Genomic DNA, 15,969 nt, shown 5'->3' with positions numbered 1-15,969 from the left:
GAAGATTTGCTCAAAGTAACCCAGAAGATTAAAAATGTGATAGAATAGCAACCTTTGTACAGTAGAATATAAAAAGCCATTTTAACAGGCTTAAATGAATTGATAGGAGTAAGTAATGGCAATCGTTGCAAAGCGCACCATAATGTCTTTATTTTCTGATGTAGATGATGTTTATAGTCACCAAGTTCGTATCGTTCTGGCAGAAAAAGGAGTTAATGTTGAAATTCTTGCAGTAAAGCAAGATGAGCCTGGAGCCGACCTATTGTCTATTAATCCTTATGGGACCGTTCCTACATTAATTGATAGGGAACTTGTATTATATGAAGCAAGAATCATTATGGAATATTTGGACGAACGTTTTCCTCATCCTCCATTATTACCGGTTTATCCAGTAGCTCGTGCTGAAACTCGCAAAATGATGCATAGAATTGAACAGGATTGGTATTATTTAATGAATTCTATTTTGCGGGAGGAATCTGTAGAACAAGCCAGAGCTAATTTACTTGAAAGTTTAACCAGTTTAGATCCTGTATTTGCAGATAAACCTTATTTTTTAAGTGATGAGTTTTCACTCTTGGATTGCGCATTGGCTCCTTTATTATGGCGGTTACCTAAGTTAGGGTTGGAAATTGCGCCTAATTTTAAAGGAATAATTTCTTATATGCAGCGTGTGTTTAAACGTGAATCTTTTCAAACAAGTTTGACTGACGCTGAGAGACAAATAAGAGCAGCATAATTATGGTAATGACATCAAACAGACCCTACTTGATTCGTGCTTTCTACGACTGGATTGTTGATAACGATTTAACACCCTACATTCTCGTGGATGCATCAAATCCCAATGTGCAGGTTCCAAAGGAACATGTCCAGCATGATAGAATTGTATTAAACATTTCTCCCTCAGCGACACGAGGACTTTTATTGGAAAATGATCGTATTGTGTTTACGGCACGCTTTTCAGGGCAAACAGAGCAAATTTTTGTTGCTCCCAATGCAGTGCTGGAGATTTATGCAAAAGAAAATGGTAGAGGAATTGCTTTTTCAGTTGAAGAAGATGATGAGCCACCACCTAAAACTTCTTCTTCCTCTGAAAGTGCTACAAAAAATAAACCATCACTAAAATTAGTAAAGTAGACGGCGTGGTTTATTTTAAGTGGGGTCTGGCCAAGAAGCAGTGATTTTTTACAGAATGATCTTGGCATAGCGATATATAAGTATTTTGTGGTCGTTATATCAAATTTACGTTAATTTGGAGCCGAGAGGTGAACAAGCTAGAAAATGCTCTGTATCGTTGTGATCAAATTAGAGCTTGTGAACAGCAGGCTGTAACTTTGTATCAAAAAGACGAAAATGCCTTGATGGCTCTGGCTGGCGCAGAGGCATTTTCTTTCTTACAGAAACTCTACCCGCATGCAAGGCATATAGCAGTCTTCTGCGGTGCTGGCAATAATGCAGGTGATGGTTATGTCTTGGCTAGATTAGCTCATGAACAAGGATTTTTAGTTACTGTATATCAATGCAAATCAATAGAAGATTTACCTCCTGCTGCCAGAAATGCCGCGCGCCAGGCTTTGACATCTGGAGTAAATTGTCAATCAGCAGATGAACCTTTAGACGGTGATGCCGAATTAATTGTTGATGCATTATTGGGCATTGGATTACAAGGACCAGTGCATGGCGTAATAGCCAATGCGATTCATCAAATCAATGCCAGTGGGTTACCTGTATTATCGATTGATATTCCATCTGGTCTTAATGCGGATACAGGATTAGTCGAGAATATTTGTGTCAATGCAACTGCCACAATTACCTTTATCGGACTTAAAACAGGAATGTATACTTTGGATGGACCCGATTATTGTGGTGTGATTCATTGTAGCGATTTAAACCTGGATGCGTGCAGGACTAAAATAACTCGATTTGCCTCTCTGTTGAGAGATTCCACCTTGCCATTGCCTCTTGCTGCCAGAAAAAAGAATTCTCATAAAGGAGATCATGGGCATGTTTTAGTGATAGGCGGAGGCCCAGGAATGCCAGGGGCAGTGAGTTTGGCAGCCAAAGCAGCGCTAAGAACGGGAGCAGGAGTAGTCACTGTTGCGACTTGGCCGGATTATGCAAAGGGTACTTTACCCTTAATTCCTGAAGCGATGGTTTGGGGTATTAAAACAGCTGAAGAGTTAATACCTCTGTTGGCAAAAGCTACGGTTTGTATTATTGGTCCTGGGCTTGGTGATGGTAATTGGGCCAAGACCTTGTTTTTAACGGCAATTACAACCCAATTACCTATGATCATTGATGCTTCAGCGCTAAGATTACTTTCGCAACATCCTCAAATGGATGACAACTGGATTTTAACGCCTCATCCTGGAGAAGCTGCCAGTTTGCTTTCACGTACTGTAAAAGATGTTCAAACGGATAGATACCACGCGGCATCTGCTATACAAAAACAATATGGTGGTGTTGTGGTATTAAAAGGAGTAGGTACAGTTATTCAGACAGCTGAAAAGAATGTTTTTGTTTGTCCTAAAGGTAACCCTGGCATGGCCACAGCAGGCATGGGGGATATTTTGAGTGGCATTATTGCAGCTTTTTGTGCCCAGGGTTTTACCTTATCCGATGCGGCGAAGTTAGGAGTGTGGGTTCATGCTGTGGCTGGGGACAAGGTTGCTGAGAGATCAGGTGAGGTTGGGTTATTGGCAAGCGATTTACTTGATGAAATTCCAAGCATTTTGAATTGTATCTAGTGCGATGAGTCATTAAGAAGGTAGTCTTAGCCTTGAATAGGATAACAAGCTCTTTTTTAATACTTGTTTATGACAGGATTGGGCTGGCAGGCTTTTTCTAAACAGATACATTATATAGTGTTCTCGATATGACTATTGAAGATAATGATAATTTCATAACTTTGGATTTGGTTAGTGAACAAGAGAGCAAAAGATTTGCAGAAAAATTGGCTGTTTGTATAACAGCGCCTTTGGTGATTACTTTAAGTGGTGACATTGGAGCCGGGAAGACAACCATTATCCGCGCCATGCTAAAATCACTCGGGGTAATCTCAGCCATCAAGAGTCCAACTTATTCATTAGTTGAAAGTTACAATTGCAGTAAATTTTATGTTCATCACTTTGATTTGTACCGTATTCACCAGGAAGAAGAACTGGATTACCTGGGTTTTCGAGACTATTTTTCCAATCAGAGTGTTTGCTGTATTGAATGGCCTGAACATGCTGGAAAAACATTGCCTCCAGTAGATATTCAGTTTAATTTAATAATTAGAGGGACTGGGCGTCTAATGCAAATAGCTGCATTAAGTATCGCTGGTAAACAAATTTTAGCTTGCCTGGCGGGTGAATGATGATGATGCGAGCGTGGGTCTTATGCCTGTTATTATATCTACCAAGTTCTTTTGCTGTATTTTCTGCACAATTAAAAAATATTTCAGTATCTCAACAATCAGCTGTCACGTCTCTTTATCTTACTATACAAGGTTCATTTACCCATAAACTATTTACCTTAAGTCACCCCAATCGCGTGGTTTTAGACTTAAGTGACACATATTTAGCTGTTAATATCGGTCAATTAGGTTTAATCAATTCTCTTATCCAGCAGGTAAGGAGTGGCAGCCCCTCCAAGAACACGCTAAGGCTTGTCATGGATGTAAAACAACCGGTCAAGGTGCGCTCATCTTCATGGAAACCGAAAGGTGAATTTAATGGGATCAGGATTGATCTCGTTAATGATACTCCTTTAGTCATAAATAATCGTAGTCAGTTGAGTACACCTGTTAAAACGGTTAAAGCCCCAGCTCAACAAAGCCAATTGAAAATATCTAACCAGCCATCAGAACCACGAATAACAATACATAAAACGCCTATTCAAGTTCCTCATAATCCATCAAAAAAACCTTTGCGTGATGTTGTTGTTGTATTAGATGCAGGGCATGGAGGTAAAGATCCTGGAGCGAGAGGTCCGCGTCGCAGTAATGAAAAAGATGTTGTACTGGCTATTACTTTAAAACTGAAACGATTGATAGACAGGCAACCAGGTATGCGTGCAGTTCTGACACGCTCAGGCGATTATTACGTTGGACTGAGACAAAGGCTGGATATTGCCAGAAAGTATAATGGAGATGTATTCATTTCCATCCATGCCGATGCATTCAATAATCCTCACTCCAATGGAGCCTCGGTATTTGCCTTATCACAAAGAGGCGCTACCAGTGAAGCAGCACGGTGGTTAGCAGAAAAGGAGAATTATTCTGAATTAGGCGGGGTGAATTTAGGTGAGTTGGATGATAGTAACGGGGTAGTCCGCTCCGTTTTGATCGATTTATCACAAACTGCGACAATAAATGCTGGTTTGGAAATGGGAGGAAAAGTATTAGGTCAATTGGATAATTTTACTAATTTGCATAATAACAAAGTGGAACAAGCCCGTTTTGTTGTTCTGAAATCTCCAGATATTCCTTCTATTTTGGTTGAAACCGGTTTTATCTCAAATCCCCGCGAGGAAAGAAATTTAACCAATCCTGCCTATCAGGAGCGATTGAGCCAGGCAATATTCCAAGGACTAAAAAATTACTTTTGGGATCATCCCCCTCATGGGACTCGAATCGAGGCTATGATTTCTCCTAATTTTCATATCGTTAAAAAAGGCGAAACTCTTCCTGCTATTGCTGCTCGGTATAGGATATCTGTGAGCGCATTACAATCAATTAACCGTCTTCAAGCAAGGGCAAGACTTATGCCCGGGCAAAAATTAGTGATACCTGACACATGGTCGTAAGGATACATCAACTTTCGCCAGCAATAGCCAATCAGATTGCAGCAGGAGAAGTCATAGAAAGGCCTGCTTCGGTAGTTAAAGAGCTGTTGGAAAATTCTTTGGATGCTGGTGCCAGTGTTATTGGGGTTGATATCAATTATGGGGGATTGTTGCAGATTACAGTTAGTGATAATGGTTCAGGAATTATTGGAGACGACTTGCCTTTAGCTGTTGCAGCTCATGCAACCAGTAAAATCAGAACACTTAATGACTTATATTCCATTCATAGTATGGGCTTTAGAGGGGAAGCATTGGCAAGTATTGCCTCTGTTGCCAAAATGACTATCATTTCAAAGCCTGAGGGGCAGAACAATGCGATGATGTTGCGAGTAGAGGGAGAGAACAGGACTCTCTCTCCTTGTGCGCGGAATATAGGCACTACCATCGATGTTTCTGATTTGTTCTATAATGCGCCAGTTCGTAAGCGGTTTTTAAAAAATGAAAAACTGGAATTTCAAGCGATTGAAATGGTTGTGAAACGGTTTGCATTAAGTGCTCCCCAGATTGCATTAACGCTTAAGCATAATAAGAAACTGATTTTTTCATTACCTCCGGCGTTAAGTGAGCAAGCCAAATCCATTCGTATGAGCCGCATTTTGGGCAATACTTTTATGAGAGAAGCTATTTTTCTGGATGTGGAACACAGTGGTATGCGTCTTTATGGCTGGATAAGTAACCAGCGCTTGCAACGCAGTCAGAATGATAGGCAGTGGATTTATGTGAATCAACGCATGGTAAAGGATAAATTACTCCAGCATGCAGTAAAGCAAGCTTATGATGGCTTATTGCATGCTGGCAGATTTCCAGTTTGTCTGTTGTATTTTACTCTGCCTGGTTCTGAAGTGGATGTGAATGTCCATCCTACAAAGCATGAAGTGAGATTCCAACAGCCTCGTCTGGTGCATGATTTTTTTACTTCCCAATTGACGAAAGCGTTGCAATCGACTCTTGACCATTTTGATACAAGAGAATATGCGTATGCTGCTTCCACTTGTAACGAACAGCAAAATACGGTTTCAGAACCTTCCCATGTCTGCAATGATAGAGAGACACATGAAGGGGCAAGTGCTTTACTCCCAAACCGGGATGCCAATTCATTATTATCAACTATAATCAGCAAAGGGTATAAAAAAAACAGCCCTGTATATCATCCTGAAACGGAATCTCAGTGGGTTATCTTAAATGAGCGGTTTATTTTGGTTTTTATAAAGCAACAACCTTATCTTGTGGATTTAGTAACGCTGTTTCAAGAATGGACAGAACAGCAGTTAATCAAAAAGGCATTACCCCTGGAGAGCAGGCCTTTATTGATCTCAATTCGGTATCCATTACCAAAACAATGGATACATAAGCTGGATCACTTAAAGCATGAGTTGGCTCGTGTTGGGATACGAATTGAATATCCTAATGATGATGAATTGTTAATTCGCAGCATCCCTTTGAGTGCGCCCTATTTAGATGTTCGTCTTTTCTTTAATTTTCTCTGCGAATTGGATTTTTTTCATACTGAGCAATTGATAGCGTTAATTAGCCATTCTCAAATGTTTGATCCAAAACAATTAACAGTTGAAGAGCGTATTGAAATGAATCAATTGTTGCTGGAACTGTTTCTTAAAGAAGAGAGACGTCAAATATGTAAAGCATTAACCATTGATGATTGCCGGATGTTATTGCATGAATAAGATAGTGTTTTGTTTAATGGGGCCAACTGCTTCAGGAAAAACAGGGTTAGCATGTGAGTTGGTGACCCATTTCCCTTTTGAAATTATTAGTGTTGATTCCGCAATGATTTATAGAGATATGAATATTGGAACAGCAAAACCTTCAGCTCACGAATTACAGAGAGCTCCTCATTATTTAATTGATATTAAAGATCCGGTGGAATCCTATTCAGCAGCCCAGTTTTGTGCAGATGCTTTGTCTTTGTGCGAGGAAATCATCAAGAAAGGAAATATTCCTTTGTTAGTAGGCGGAACTATGATGTATTTTAATGCCCTGCAAAAAGGGTTAGCCGCTTTACCTGAAGCCGATGAAACAGTTCGTAAGCGACTGGAGGAAGAAGCCTTATCACGGGGTTGGGATTTTCTTTATCAAAGGTTAAGCCAATTAGATCCTGTAACAGCCGCTCGTATTCATGCACATGATACGCAAAGAATTCAAAGAGCGTTGGAAGTCTATTACATAACTGGTTCAACCTTATCGACTTATTTGGCTGAGCCTCTTGAACAGCCTGAATATTATTTTGTTAATCTTGCTCTTTTTCCCGAACAAAGATCCTGGCTGCATGAACGGATAGCGCAACGGTTTGACGCGATGCTTATCGATGGATTTATAGAAGAAGTTCAACAATTACAAGAAAAATGGCCTATTCAAATCAGCTTGCCTTCCATGCGATGTGTTGGATACAGACAAATATTTGAGTATCTTGAAGGGCATTATGATTATGAGGCCATGAAGGAAAAAGGCATAGCTGCAACAAGGCAATTAGCCAAACGGCAATTAACCTGGTTAAGGCATTGGGAGGGTACTTTATACTATGATTCGCAAAACAAGGGATTTAGTACAGATATTATAGCGAAAATAAGGGAAATATTAGATAATACTGTCTCTAATTGACATCATGCCGCAAAGGAACAATATGAGGAAAACAACAAAAGAACCTGCTAGCGCTAAAAAAAATTATGTAGTACATAGACATCAATTACCATTGAGTTGCCCAACAGATGAGATGGAGTTATGGAATGCTCATCCTAAGGTTTATTTGCCTATAGAAAAAACAGGGGTGGAAGTCTGCCCTTATTGCGGCTCTCGTTTTGTATTGCAGAATGATTAAATCGATTTGCATCATAAGGCTTTCAGCTTTAGGGGATGTTTTGATGTTGGTCCCACTGATTAGGACCCTGCAAAATAAATTGCCTAACGCTCAATTGACCTGGGTTATTTCAAAACCCGCTTTTTATTTGGTGGAAGGAATGGAAGGCGTAGAGTTTATCGTTATTGATAAACCTAAGACGCCTGCTGACTATTGGCGGTTTAGGAAACAAATGTCTCCTCGCCAATTTGATGTGCTGTTAGCGCCTCAAGCCAGTTTTAGAACTAATTGGCTCATTCCATTTATTAAAGCGAAACGCAAAGTTGGCTATGATTCCCATAGAGCCAATGATGGCCATCGTCTGTTTGTAAAGGAAAGTATTACTCCTGGCTTGGAACATACGCTTGAGGGTTTTTTAAAGTTTGCTGAGCCTTTAGGTATCACTGAAAAAATAATACACTGGGATTTACCTATTACCAAGGCAGATTATGAATGGGCTCAAAAGCATTTGCCTGAACAGGAAGGCCCAATTTTAGTAGTTAATCCTGCAGCCAGTAAACCTGAGCGCAGTTGGTTGGCTGAGCGATACATCGAGGTTCTGAAACAGGCGCGAGTTAAATGGAATGTCAAGGTTGTTTTAACTGGGGGGCCTGGTGATCATGATAAATCATTGGTAGAGCAAATAGCGAAAGAAATCCCGGCCATTAATTTGGTTGGGAAGACCAAACCTAAGCAATTGTTGGCTGTGATCAGTAAAGCAAAAGCAGTCTTGTGCCCTGATACAGGGCCTTCTCATATGGCGGCTGCAGTAGGCACTCCTGTTGTGGCTTTGCATGCCGTAACTAATCCCTGTATTTCTGGTCCCTACACTTTTCAACATTTAGTAGTTAACAGGTATTCGCAAGCTATCCAAACTGTATTAGGAGTGAGCCCAGAAAAAAATATTTGGGGTACGCAGGTGCATGGATATGACGCCATGAAATTAATTACCGTAGATGATGTAATGGATAAATTAACTGAAATATTTCAGGGCTTATGAAAAATACCTAATCTTTATGTGGGAAAGGTTTTTAATGCGATCATTGAGTTCATGCTCATTAAATGCTTTTTTACCCTGACCCTGGAGGTTTTCTCAAGTCTTGATTTTGATTTTTGAGGAGCATGGGATGCAACTTTCTTCTGAACAATGTGATTTTTTTTTCACAAATGGATATTTGGTAATTAATAATTTCTTTGCAGAACCTGTATGTGATCTTTTAAAGCAACGCATAGACACATTGCTTGAAAATAATCAAACAGCAATACCTAAAACCATTTTTTCCACGCAAACCAATGAGCATGCAAAGAAACAATATTTCCTTGATTCTGGAGATAAAATTCATTATTTTTTTGAGCCAGGCGCTTTTGATGAAGCCGGTGATTGTACCCGTCCTTTTAATCAATCCATTAATAAAATCGGACATGCTTTACATGAACTGGATCCTGTTTTTAGGCAATATTCCCGAGATGATCGAATTAAGAAGATCGCGCATCAGCTTGGGTTAAAAACACTTGGATTGGTACAATCGATGTACATATTCAAACAGCCAGGAATAGGGGCTGAAGTGCTTTGCCATCAGGATAGTACCTATATTTTCGGAGAGGACAGTGACGCCTTAGGGTTTTGGTTTGCAATAGAAGATGCTACTTTGGAAAATGGCTGTTTGGAAGTGATTCCAAGCCCTTGTACCACCCCCTTAAAGCAAAGGATGTTTCGTCGAGAAAACGAAATTTATTTTGAAAATTTCGATTCAAGTCCTTGGCCAGAAGACAAGAGTGTTCCTTTACCTGTTAAAAAAGGCGCATTAATTATACTACATGGCAGAGTTCCACATAAAAGCCAGGCTAATTTTTCTAATCAATCCAGACATGCCTATACTTTGCATTTGGTTGATATTTCTTTACCTTATCCTGAGACAAATTGGTTGCAATGGCCCAATGGGATTCCTTGTTTATAACCTCACTAGTTTAGAGATTCTCAGAGAATACAATATTAAAAGCTTCCGATTTTTAGAAAATTGTGCTGGAGAACTCTATAATTTACATGAGACTCTTGGTAAATCATTTTGGAAGAAATCCCGAATGGATAATGAAAGTTTGCTTGCCATATTAAATAATTGGTCTGCAACCAATTATGCAAAAGGTAACTATATCCTGAGAGAAATTTCCAGCAAGTTTCTTGCAAAGATATCTATCCATAGTAATGATTATTTACTCGATGCCGGTTGTGGTGATGGCAGTTTCACTCAAATACTAGCCAATTTAGTCCCTGATGGATATGTACTCGGTTTGGATCGATCAAAAACAATGATTGATTATGCGAACAAACATTATAGGAGTATCAACATTCGTTTTGATATAGGGGATATTCAGGAACCTATAATCTACGGGCCATTTGATAATATTGTATCCTTTTGGTGCCTTCACTGGACTGATTTGGAAAAATCATTATCCAATTTATATCATGTCTTGAAACCAGGAGGTAAAATTTGCGCCATTTTTTCCTCTGGCAAACAAAGCACATTATTTGAAGTATTAAACAGCTTGCAATTTCAAAATCTTTACCCTGATGTCGCTAAAAATGTCGTGCAATCTAAAATGATGCGGGAGAATTATTCTGTTCAATGCCGAAGAGCATTGGATAATTTGCCATTTAAAAGCATTTCTTTTGTTGTAGAACACTGCCAAGTGGAATTACCTGACCTTGAGTTATTTGAAAATTTTATACACGGCGCCCCATTATTCAAGGATCTCCCCGGTAAAATGTATCAAGATATTGTAAACAGCATGATGCTGTTTTTTGATGAGTATTGTCAAAAAAAATACGGTGGACAATGGGTGTATGAAACCACTCCCTATTTTTTAACAATTACCAGGGAGTGAAGAGTACGTTGGGATGAAACTTTATTCTACAAAATCTGGATAAATTTAATTCAAATGGGTCAACTTGTTCTTTCAATGAATCCAGAAAATTGCTTATGGGCTAACATGGGATTGTCTGCCCAACTCATCCAAATCGACAGTAATTTTATCAGGCACACTTGGCGTAAAACAATAACCCAAGCATTTGGTAATTTGTCGATTCAGGCAGACGCCAACGCACATAGAGAAACAAATAGTAGCAGGGATACTCGAAATATAAGCTATTTGCGTTGATGAATCGACAGCTGCTGCTTTCAATATGTAATAAATACCAACGTGCACTCCAGCCATCAACGTGGTGAGGGTAAAAGCGGAGCATTTTACAAAACATTCAGTAGAACTAAGATTAGAACTGCATTCCTCAATTTTTTCCTCCCTGGCTTCCACCTTTGTTTGGTACTCTTCCGTTAATTCATGAGTTAATGCCTCTAGATTCTTGTCAATAAACTCTTTTTTAATCTCAGGGGGCGTTTCAAGTGAGTGCAACCTGAAAAAGAGATTCGCATTGGTTTTTTGCACAACATTAGCAGCCAAGGATTTTAAACTGGGAACTTTGGATGTCATATTTTCATAGGTGGTTGGCATGAGTTTTCTTAAAATGTAAGTTAATTAGCTCTGTTAATTTGACCATATAATTGATTTATTGTCTATATAATGATGTGTATGCATTATTGTTTGTCTTAGCCCACCTTATTCCCAAGAGTTATGATAACCCTCCATGTCATACTGAGCGTAGAGAGGGTTTTTCTGGCAGTGATGTATTCTTTAAAGTAGCGATAGACACAAATTCATTCTAAATTCAGTCAGGTTTTATCGGGAGCTTATCCTAAACTGTTATTCATTAGATGTTCATTGCTTGTGTCCGTCTTTTCCTCAAATAAATCAGGAAAATAATCGCTCCAAAAGGAAGGCGATTTATTTTTATTGGCTGGTTGTTTTCCAGCTTGAATGACTTGCATATGATTAATTCCAGGATCCTTATGGTAATTAGGTGTATTCTTCTTCATGACCTCATAAGACGAAGGTGCCGGTTCTGATTTTTCCTGAGGTTTGTCTTGCAAATGTTGCAAGGGTTGCTCTTTAAAGCGGTATACATTAAGCAAGACAAAACAAGCCTGAGTTACCATTAATGCCACACCAACAGCAGGATTTAATACAAAACCAAGAGTGACTAGCAGACCACCAGCTATTAATACTGTTGTCAAATTATACCCTAAGCTGATTAACAAATTCTGGTTGATATTGTTTACTGTTTGTTTTGATATGGCAAAGGCATTGGCTATGGGCAATATGGTTCCATTTTGTATAATTGCTGAGGCGTGTTGCTGGGTGATTTCATCGCTGTCTTGAGACAATACAGCGATACCGAAGTCGCTCGCAGCAAGTGCGTTTGCGTCATTAGCCGCATCTCCAATCATAGCTACTTTTAGTCCCTGATTTTGTAATGATTTAATGTAAACGGGTTTGGATCCATCCTCTGTGTTGATAGTTGTAGCGACACAATTAGCATGGACTTTCTTAATGCCAAGAGCTTGCGCATAACGATAGGCTGTTTTTTCATCTGCACCAGTGCATAGATGCACTTCTTTCCCCATTTTAATTAAAGCTTCAACCGTTTGCTTTGCATCTTTTCGTAAGGGGTCGGTAATAACCAGATAACCTAATAGTTGTTTGTTTCTGGCTAGAAACACCAGGCTATCGCCCGCAACCAGATTCATTTGGTTTTCAAGCGAAGTTGTAGAAATCCCTATTTCCTGCATTAAGGTTTTACTCCCAATAGTATATTGAATACTATTAATCTCTGCTGAAATGCCTGAGTGGTTCGAATGATCCAAATTAGCAATATTGAATTTTTGTTTATTGATTCCTTGGGTAAACGATTGTATTGCTTTTCCGAAAGGATGTTTTGATTGCTCCTCCAATGCGCTGCAAATGCTTAAAAATTGCTCAGAAGAAAGAGCAGCATCATTTAATACCACATATTCTTTAACTGCAGGAACCCCGGTTGTTAAAGTGCCATTCAAGTCAAAAATGACTACATCAATTTGTTCTGCTAATTGTAATACCCTGGAGTTTTTAAACTGCACGCCGTGTTCGGCTCCTTTATGAATTCCAGTTTTCACTGCGAGAGGAATAATTAAACCAAGAGTACACGGACAAGCAGAAACCAATACTGAAATAGCACATTGTATCGCAAGCGCTGGTGTAGCGATTAGGCCGACGATTACTCCTGAAAGAATGGAGAGAGCGATAATGGCGGGGATAAAATAGGTAAGAAGCTGTCCTGTTTTTACTTCTATCGGTGCTTTTTCAAGTACAGATTGAGCTATGCTTTCATCAAGACGAGCAAGATATGATTCTTTTGCAGTTTTTAGAACGCGGAGGGTGAGTGGTTTTGCATCATTTGCCAGACGCATCCCGGCAAGTATTTTTTCACCACTACGAAATTGTTTAGGGATGACAGCACCGGTAATGATGGTGGGATAAATGAGAGTGTCTTGCTCACAAACGCTATCCAATGGAATAAGCTCACCTGGTTTGACTTGTATGATGTCGTTGGGTTGAATCTGCTCAATCCTTGTCTTTTTAAAATCAGGGTGGCGATATAGTCTTACTTTTTGTGGGGTTCTGTCTTGAAATTTAGCGGAACTTATTTTGTCTTTGATAGTGTCTTCAATAGCGATACCAATATGTCTGAATCCATAAATAAGCAATCCTGCCTCAAACATCATGGGGAGCCAGGGTATAAAGAATGCAGTAACCGATACAACAAGAACGGAAATGGTGCTAATTGAGAATAACGTATCCATTGTGAGTGTGCGAGACTGGATTAACTTTTTCCAAGCGTCATAATAAGATTGGGCTCCAAGCGCAAGGGTTAATAAAATGCTGAGACCCGCCAGAGGAATCATTACAGCAATAGGTAAACCTCCTATGGCCATAGTCAGGATCATTAAGCTAACACCAGTGATACAACCTAGTCCTCCAAGCAACCAATGGGAAGTGATTATTTTTTTTGCACTGCTAAATATTGCGGATAATTTGCTGACTTCTTGTTGAGTTGTTGTCTGCTGTTTGTCAAGGGGGGGATTAGGTTTCTGATCTTTAGCTGGAGGGAATTCATAGTTTTCGCAAGTAAACCCTGTGTCATCAATTAATTTTTTAATGATTTTCCAGTTGCTTTTATGTTCATTTTCCCTTTCTTCAGAAAGAGATATCACAATTTTTTTGGGGTCTGGGGTGCTCATGTCCGCATGAAACGTGTTGATTTTGATCAAGTTGGAGTTTCTTAAAAAGGACTCTATTGAATTGCTGCAACTGGTACAATTCATTCCGCTGACATAAAAAAAATAAGGTTTGGACATAATAGCTCGCTGAGTTAAATGGTTAACTCATCCTGAGAATTTTGTACCGGATTTATCAATCAACACCAGCTATTGATCATGGATTACACTTTTAAGTCAATCCTATCATTTTTAGTCCAGTAGATGTGCATCACTGTCATTGAAATGATATTGTGGTATTCCCTTATCACAATGACCTGGATTTTTGGTGTTTGTTGTAAGTCCCGTATTATTCCATTGAGGATACAGCTTTTTTAAATTGGGTTAAAATCATATCATACCCATTATTTTTTTTGCATCTTGATTTTAGAGCTTGTTGATATTTTGTGATATTGCTATTGTGAATTGGGTTATAAAAACTTTTCTGGAGCAGAACACATTTTGCGTGCCGTCCTATTACCAAGAAGAAAAACCATTCTCGTGCTATTGATAGCCATTTATTGCGCTTACAACCTGATAGTCGCATTGTATACAGCTTGGGGTTTCACAACAGATGATGCTTATATCAGCTGGTATTATGCGCGACAGCTAGCGAATGGGAAAGGGCTATTTTGGCATGTGACTCTGCCTCCAGTAGAGGGGTATTCCAATTTTTTATGGCTCATGATTGCTGCATCGGTCATTAAATTGCAATTACCTCTGGTTAGCAGTATGAAGGTTATTTCCTGTTGTAGCTTGGGATTGTCATTACTTTTTTTATATCGATTGGCAAGACTTTTTTGTAGCCCTCTATTATCCATATTACCCGTTTTTTTATTTAGCCATTATACAGGAGTGGCTTGGTGGGCAGTCAGTGGATTGGAAACCTTATTTTATTGTGCCCTGTCTTTGGCATTGATATGGCAGTGCACCTTGGCATTCGGTTATCAAGCTGTTAAGGACAGTCAATGGAGCAATCGATTTTCCTTTTACTCAACCAATCATTGGATAATAACCAATGTGCTCTTGTTATTATTGAGCTTAACACGATTTGAGGGAATCATTTGGATAATTCCTCTGGCTGTTTTTATAGGATGTCAATATTTGAGAGATCATAGGGAGTTGGTTTTTAAAGATCATAAGAGATTGTTCTTATGGGGTTCAATTACTTTTGTTTGCTTTATATTACCCTATCTCGGGTATTTTATTTGGAGATTAATTTATTTCGGTCATTGGATTCCTAATAGCTATCGTTGCAAAGCGTTAGCTTATGGGCAGTTTTTGGCAGTAGATTTTGATTATTTTCTTTTTATAACTCCTTTACTTGTATTATCGGTACCCTATTTATTATCTACTAAGAAAGATTGTCGGCATGCTTTACTTTGGTTGCCTTCTGTTTTGTACAGTTTGTTGCTTTGGAAAGCAAATCCTGTAGTCACCTATGGTTTAAGATTGTTTTTAAGTCCATTCGCTCTTTTTTCCATATTACCTGTTTTAGGACTTAATCAATTGATACAATATTTTAAACCCTTTAGATGGGATCCTGAATATCCAATTGCGGGATTAATGTTGTTTATTACCTGGATTTTTGTGCCGGGGAATGATTTAAACCATTTATCCAAATCAGTTACAGAATATAATGAACGTACTCAAAATAGAATGGCTATTGCTGATTTACTCAACCGAAAAGCAAAAAAGGGTGACAGCGTTCTGTTAGATGATTGTGGGATTATCCCGTTTTTTTCTCGAGAAGACATTCGATTCATAGACGCGCAATGCTTGAATAATAGCGATTTAACCCAAAAACCATTTAAAAATGATTTAAGCCTTTACGCCGATTATCTCAATTCTAAAGTGAAGCCGGACTGGGTAATCACCAATTACTACCCTATGGAATCACGTGGTGATTATTTAACAGATTTGTTAGATGCGAAAAATTTTTTCAAAAACTACCATTTAGTTAGTACATTAAGCTCGGGTTTTTATTTAAACCAAAATCAACCGCAAGGGGAAAAAATGATTGATTTTGTTTATCAAATTTTTAAGCGGGCGAATAAACCTGGATACAATGAGCCCCTGGAATTAGAATCCCAGGAGCCGAATTGATGA

General features: G+C 38.9%; 14 protein-coding genes. 12 read left to right on the top strand and 2 right to left on the bottom strand.

The genetic code is table 11. The annotated features are described in order from the left end of the window. The first annotated feature begins 115 nt into the window (after nt 1-115). The 11 genes from sspA to OQJ02_RS13430 all read left to right on the top strand — a co-directional run bounded on the left by sspA (nt 116) and on the right by OQJ02_RS13430 (nt 10,558). Nucleotides 116-736 (top strand): stringent starvation protein SspA, encoded by a 621-nt coding sequence (gene sspA / locus OQJ02_RS13480; protein WP_027222848.1) that lies wholly within the window; start codon nt 116-118, stop codon nt 734-736. Between the two features lie 2 nt (nt 737-738). Further along, a complete protein-coding gene (locus OQJ02_RS13475; protein WP_265719509.1) occupies nt 739-1,134 on the top strand; it encodes a ClpXP protease specificity-enhancing factor in 396 nt (131 codons plus the stop codon). A gap of 128 nt (nt 1,135-1,262) precedes the next feature. Continuing rightward, entirely contained in the window at nt 1,263-2,744 is a 1,482-nt protein-coding gene (locus OQJ02_RS13470) for an NAD(P)H-hydrate dehydratase (RefSeq protein ID WP_265719508.1), read from the top strand. A gap of 128 nt (nt 2,745-2,872) precedes the next feature. Continuing rightward, nucleotides 2,873-3,355: a tRNA (adenosine(37)-N6)-threonylcarbamoyltransferase complex ATPase subunit type 1 TsaE gene (tsaE, locus tag OQJ02_RS13465; RefSeq protein WP_265719507.1), complete on the top strand. Its 483-nt coding sequence runs from the start codon at nt 2,873-2,875 to the stop codon at nt 3,353-3,355. Further along, entirely contained in the window at nt 3,355-4,785 is a 1,431-nt protein-coding gene (locus tag OQJ02_RS13460) for an N-acetylmuramoyl-L-alanine amidase (protein WP_265719842.1), read from the top strand. Before tsaE ends, OQJ02_RS13460 begins: the two co-directional genes overlap by 1 nt. Further along, nucleotides 4,776-6,506 carry a DNA mismatch repair endonuclease MutL gene (gene mutL, locus OQJ02_RS13455; RefSeq protein ID WP_265719506.1) on the top strand — a complete coding sequence of 577 codons (1,731 nt, stop codon included), beginning with the start codon at nt 4,776-4,778 and terminating at the stop codon, nt 6,504-6,506. The genes OQJ02_RS13460 and mutL overlap by 10 nt, the downstream gene beginning before the upstream one ends. Next, complete coding sequence (miaA, locus tag OQJ02_RS13450) at nt 6,499-7,440, top strand: tRNA (adenosine(37)-N6)-dimethylallyltransferase MiaA (protein ID WP_265719505.1); 942 nt, start codon at nt 6,499-6,501, stop codon at nt 7,438-7,440. The genes mutL and miaA overlap by 8 nt, the downstream gene beginning before the upstream one ends. A 22-nt stretch (nt 7,441-7,462) precedes the next feature. Next, the gene (locus OQJ02_RS13445; RefSeq protein WP_011216566.1) at nt 7,463-7,657 is read left to right on the top strand and encodes a zinc-finger domain-containing protein; all 195 of its coding nucleotides are present in this window, start codon (nt 7,463-7,465) and stop codon (nt 7,655-7,657) included. 43 nt (nt 7,658-7,700) lie between these two features. Further along, nucleotides 7,701-8,675 carry a glycosyltransferase family 9 protein gene (locus tag OQJ02_RS13440; RefSeq protein ID WP_265719504.1) on the top strand — a complete coding sequence of 325 codons (975 nt, stop codon included), beginning with the start codon at nt 7,701-7,703 and terminating at the stop codon, nt 8,673-8,675. 100 nt (nt 8,676-8,775) lie between these two features. Then, nucleotides 8,776-9,633: a Dot/Icm type IV secretion system effector LegD1 gene (legD1, locus tag OQJ02_RS13435; RefSeq protein ID WP_265719503.1), complete on the top strand. Its 858-nt coding sequence runs from the start codon at nt 8,776-8,778 to the stop codon at nt 9,631-9,633. A gap of 124 nt (nt 9,634-9,757) precedes the next feature. Then, nucleotides 9,758-10,558, top strand: a complete 801-nt coding sequence (locus OQJ02_RS13430) for a class I SAM-dependent methyltransferase (protein ID WP_265719502.1) — start codon at nt 9,758-9,760, stop codon at nt 10,556-10,558. 93 nt (nt 10,559-10,651) lie between these two features. On the opposite strand, the gene OQJ02_RS13425 is transcribed toward OQJ02_RS13430, so the two are convergent. After that, nucleotides 10,652-11,182, bottom strand: coding sequence for a hypothetical protein (locus tag OQJ02_RS13425; protein WP_265719501.1), 531 nt, complete (start codon nt 11,180-11,182; stop codon nt 10,652-10,654). A gap of 236 nt (nt 11,183-11,418) precedes the next feature. Beyond that, a complete protein-coding gene (locus OQJ02_RS13420) occupies nt 11,419-13,962 on the bottom strand; it encodes a heavy metal translocating P-type ATPase (protein ID WP_265719500.1) in 2,544 nt (847 codons plus the stop codon). Between the two features lie 360 nt (nt 13,963-14,322). On the opposite strand from OQJ02_RS13420, the gene OQJ02_RS13415 reads away from it, so the two are divergent. Further along, nucleotides 14,323-15,966, top strand: a complete 1,644-nt coding sequence (locus tag OQJ02_RS13415; RefSeq protein ID WP_265719499.1) for a protein LphB — start codon at nt 14,323-14,325, stop codon at nt 15,964-15,966. Nucleotides 15,967-15,969: the final 3 nt, after the last annotated feature.

It is taken from the genome of Legionella sp. PATHC032 (genome assembly GCF_026191185.1).
Classification (GTDB): Bacteria; Pseudomonadota; Gammaproteobacteria; order Legionellales; family Legionellaceae; genus Legionella.
The sequence above is the reverse complement of the archived record's forward strand: the minus strand, read 5'-3'. Positions and strand labels throughout refer to the sequence as shown.

Bases quoted from the DNA above. Each gene is read 5' to 3' on its own strand.
- OQJ02_RS13430 (WP_265719502.1), top strand. From the start codon at position 9,758: ATGGATAATGAAAGTTTGCTTGCCATATTAAATAATTGGTCTGCAACC.
- sspA (WP_027222848.1), top strand. From the start codon at position 116: ATGGCAATCGTTGCAAAGCGCACCATAATGTCTTTATTTTCTGATGTA.
- miaA (WP_265719505.1), top strand. From the start codon at position 6,499: ATGAATAAGATAGTGTTTTGTTTAATGGGGCCAACTGCTTCAGGAAAA.
- OQJ02_RS13440 (WP_265719504.1), top strand. From the start codon at position 7,701: ATGTTGGTCCCACTGATTAGGACCCTGCAAAATAAATTGCCTAACGCT.
- tsaE (WP_265719507.1), top strand. From the start codon at position 2,873: ATGACTATTGAAGATAATGATAATTTCATAACTTTGGATTTGGTTAGT.
- OQJ02_RS13445 (WP_011216566.1), top strand. From the start codon at position 7,463: ATGAGGAAAACAACAAAAGAACCTGCTAGCGCTAAAAAAAATTATGTA.
- OQJ02_RS13475 (WP_265719509.1), top strand. From the start codon at position 739: ATGGTAATGACATCAAACAGACCCTACTTGATTCGTGCTTTCTACGAC.
- mutL (WP_265719506.1), top strand. From the start codon at position 4,776: ATGGTCGTAAGGATACATCAACTTTCGCCAGCAATAGCCAATCAGATT.
- OQJ02_RS13460 (WP_265719842.1), top strand. From the start codon at position 3,355: ATGATGATGCGAGCGTGGGTCTTATGCCTGTTATTATATCTACCAAGT.
- OQJ02_RS13420 (WP_265719500.1), bottom strand. From the start codon at position 13,962: ATGTCCAAACCTTATTTTTTTTATGTCAGCGGAATGAATTGTACCAGT.
- OQJ02_RS13425 (WP_265719501.1), bottom strand. From the start codon at position 11,182: ATGCCAACCACCTATGAAAATATGACATCCAAAGTTCCCAGTTTAAAA.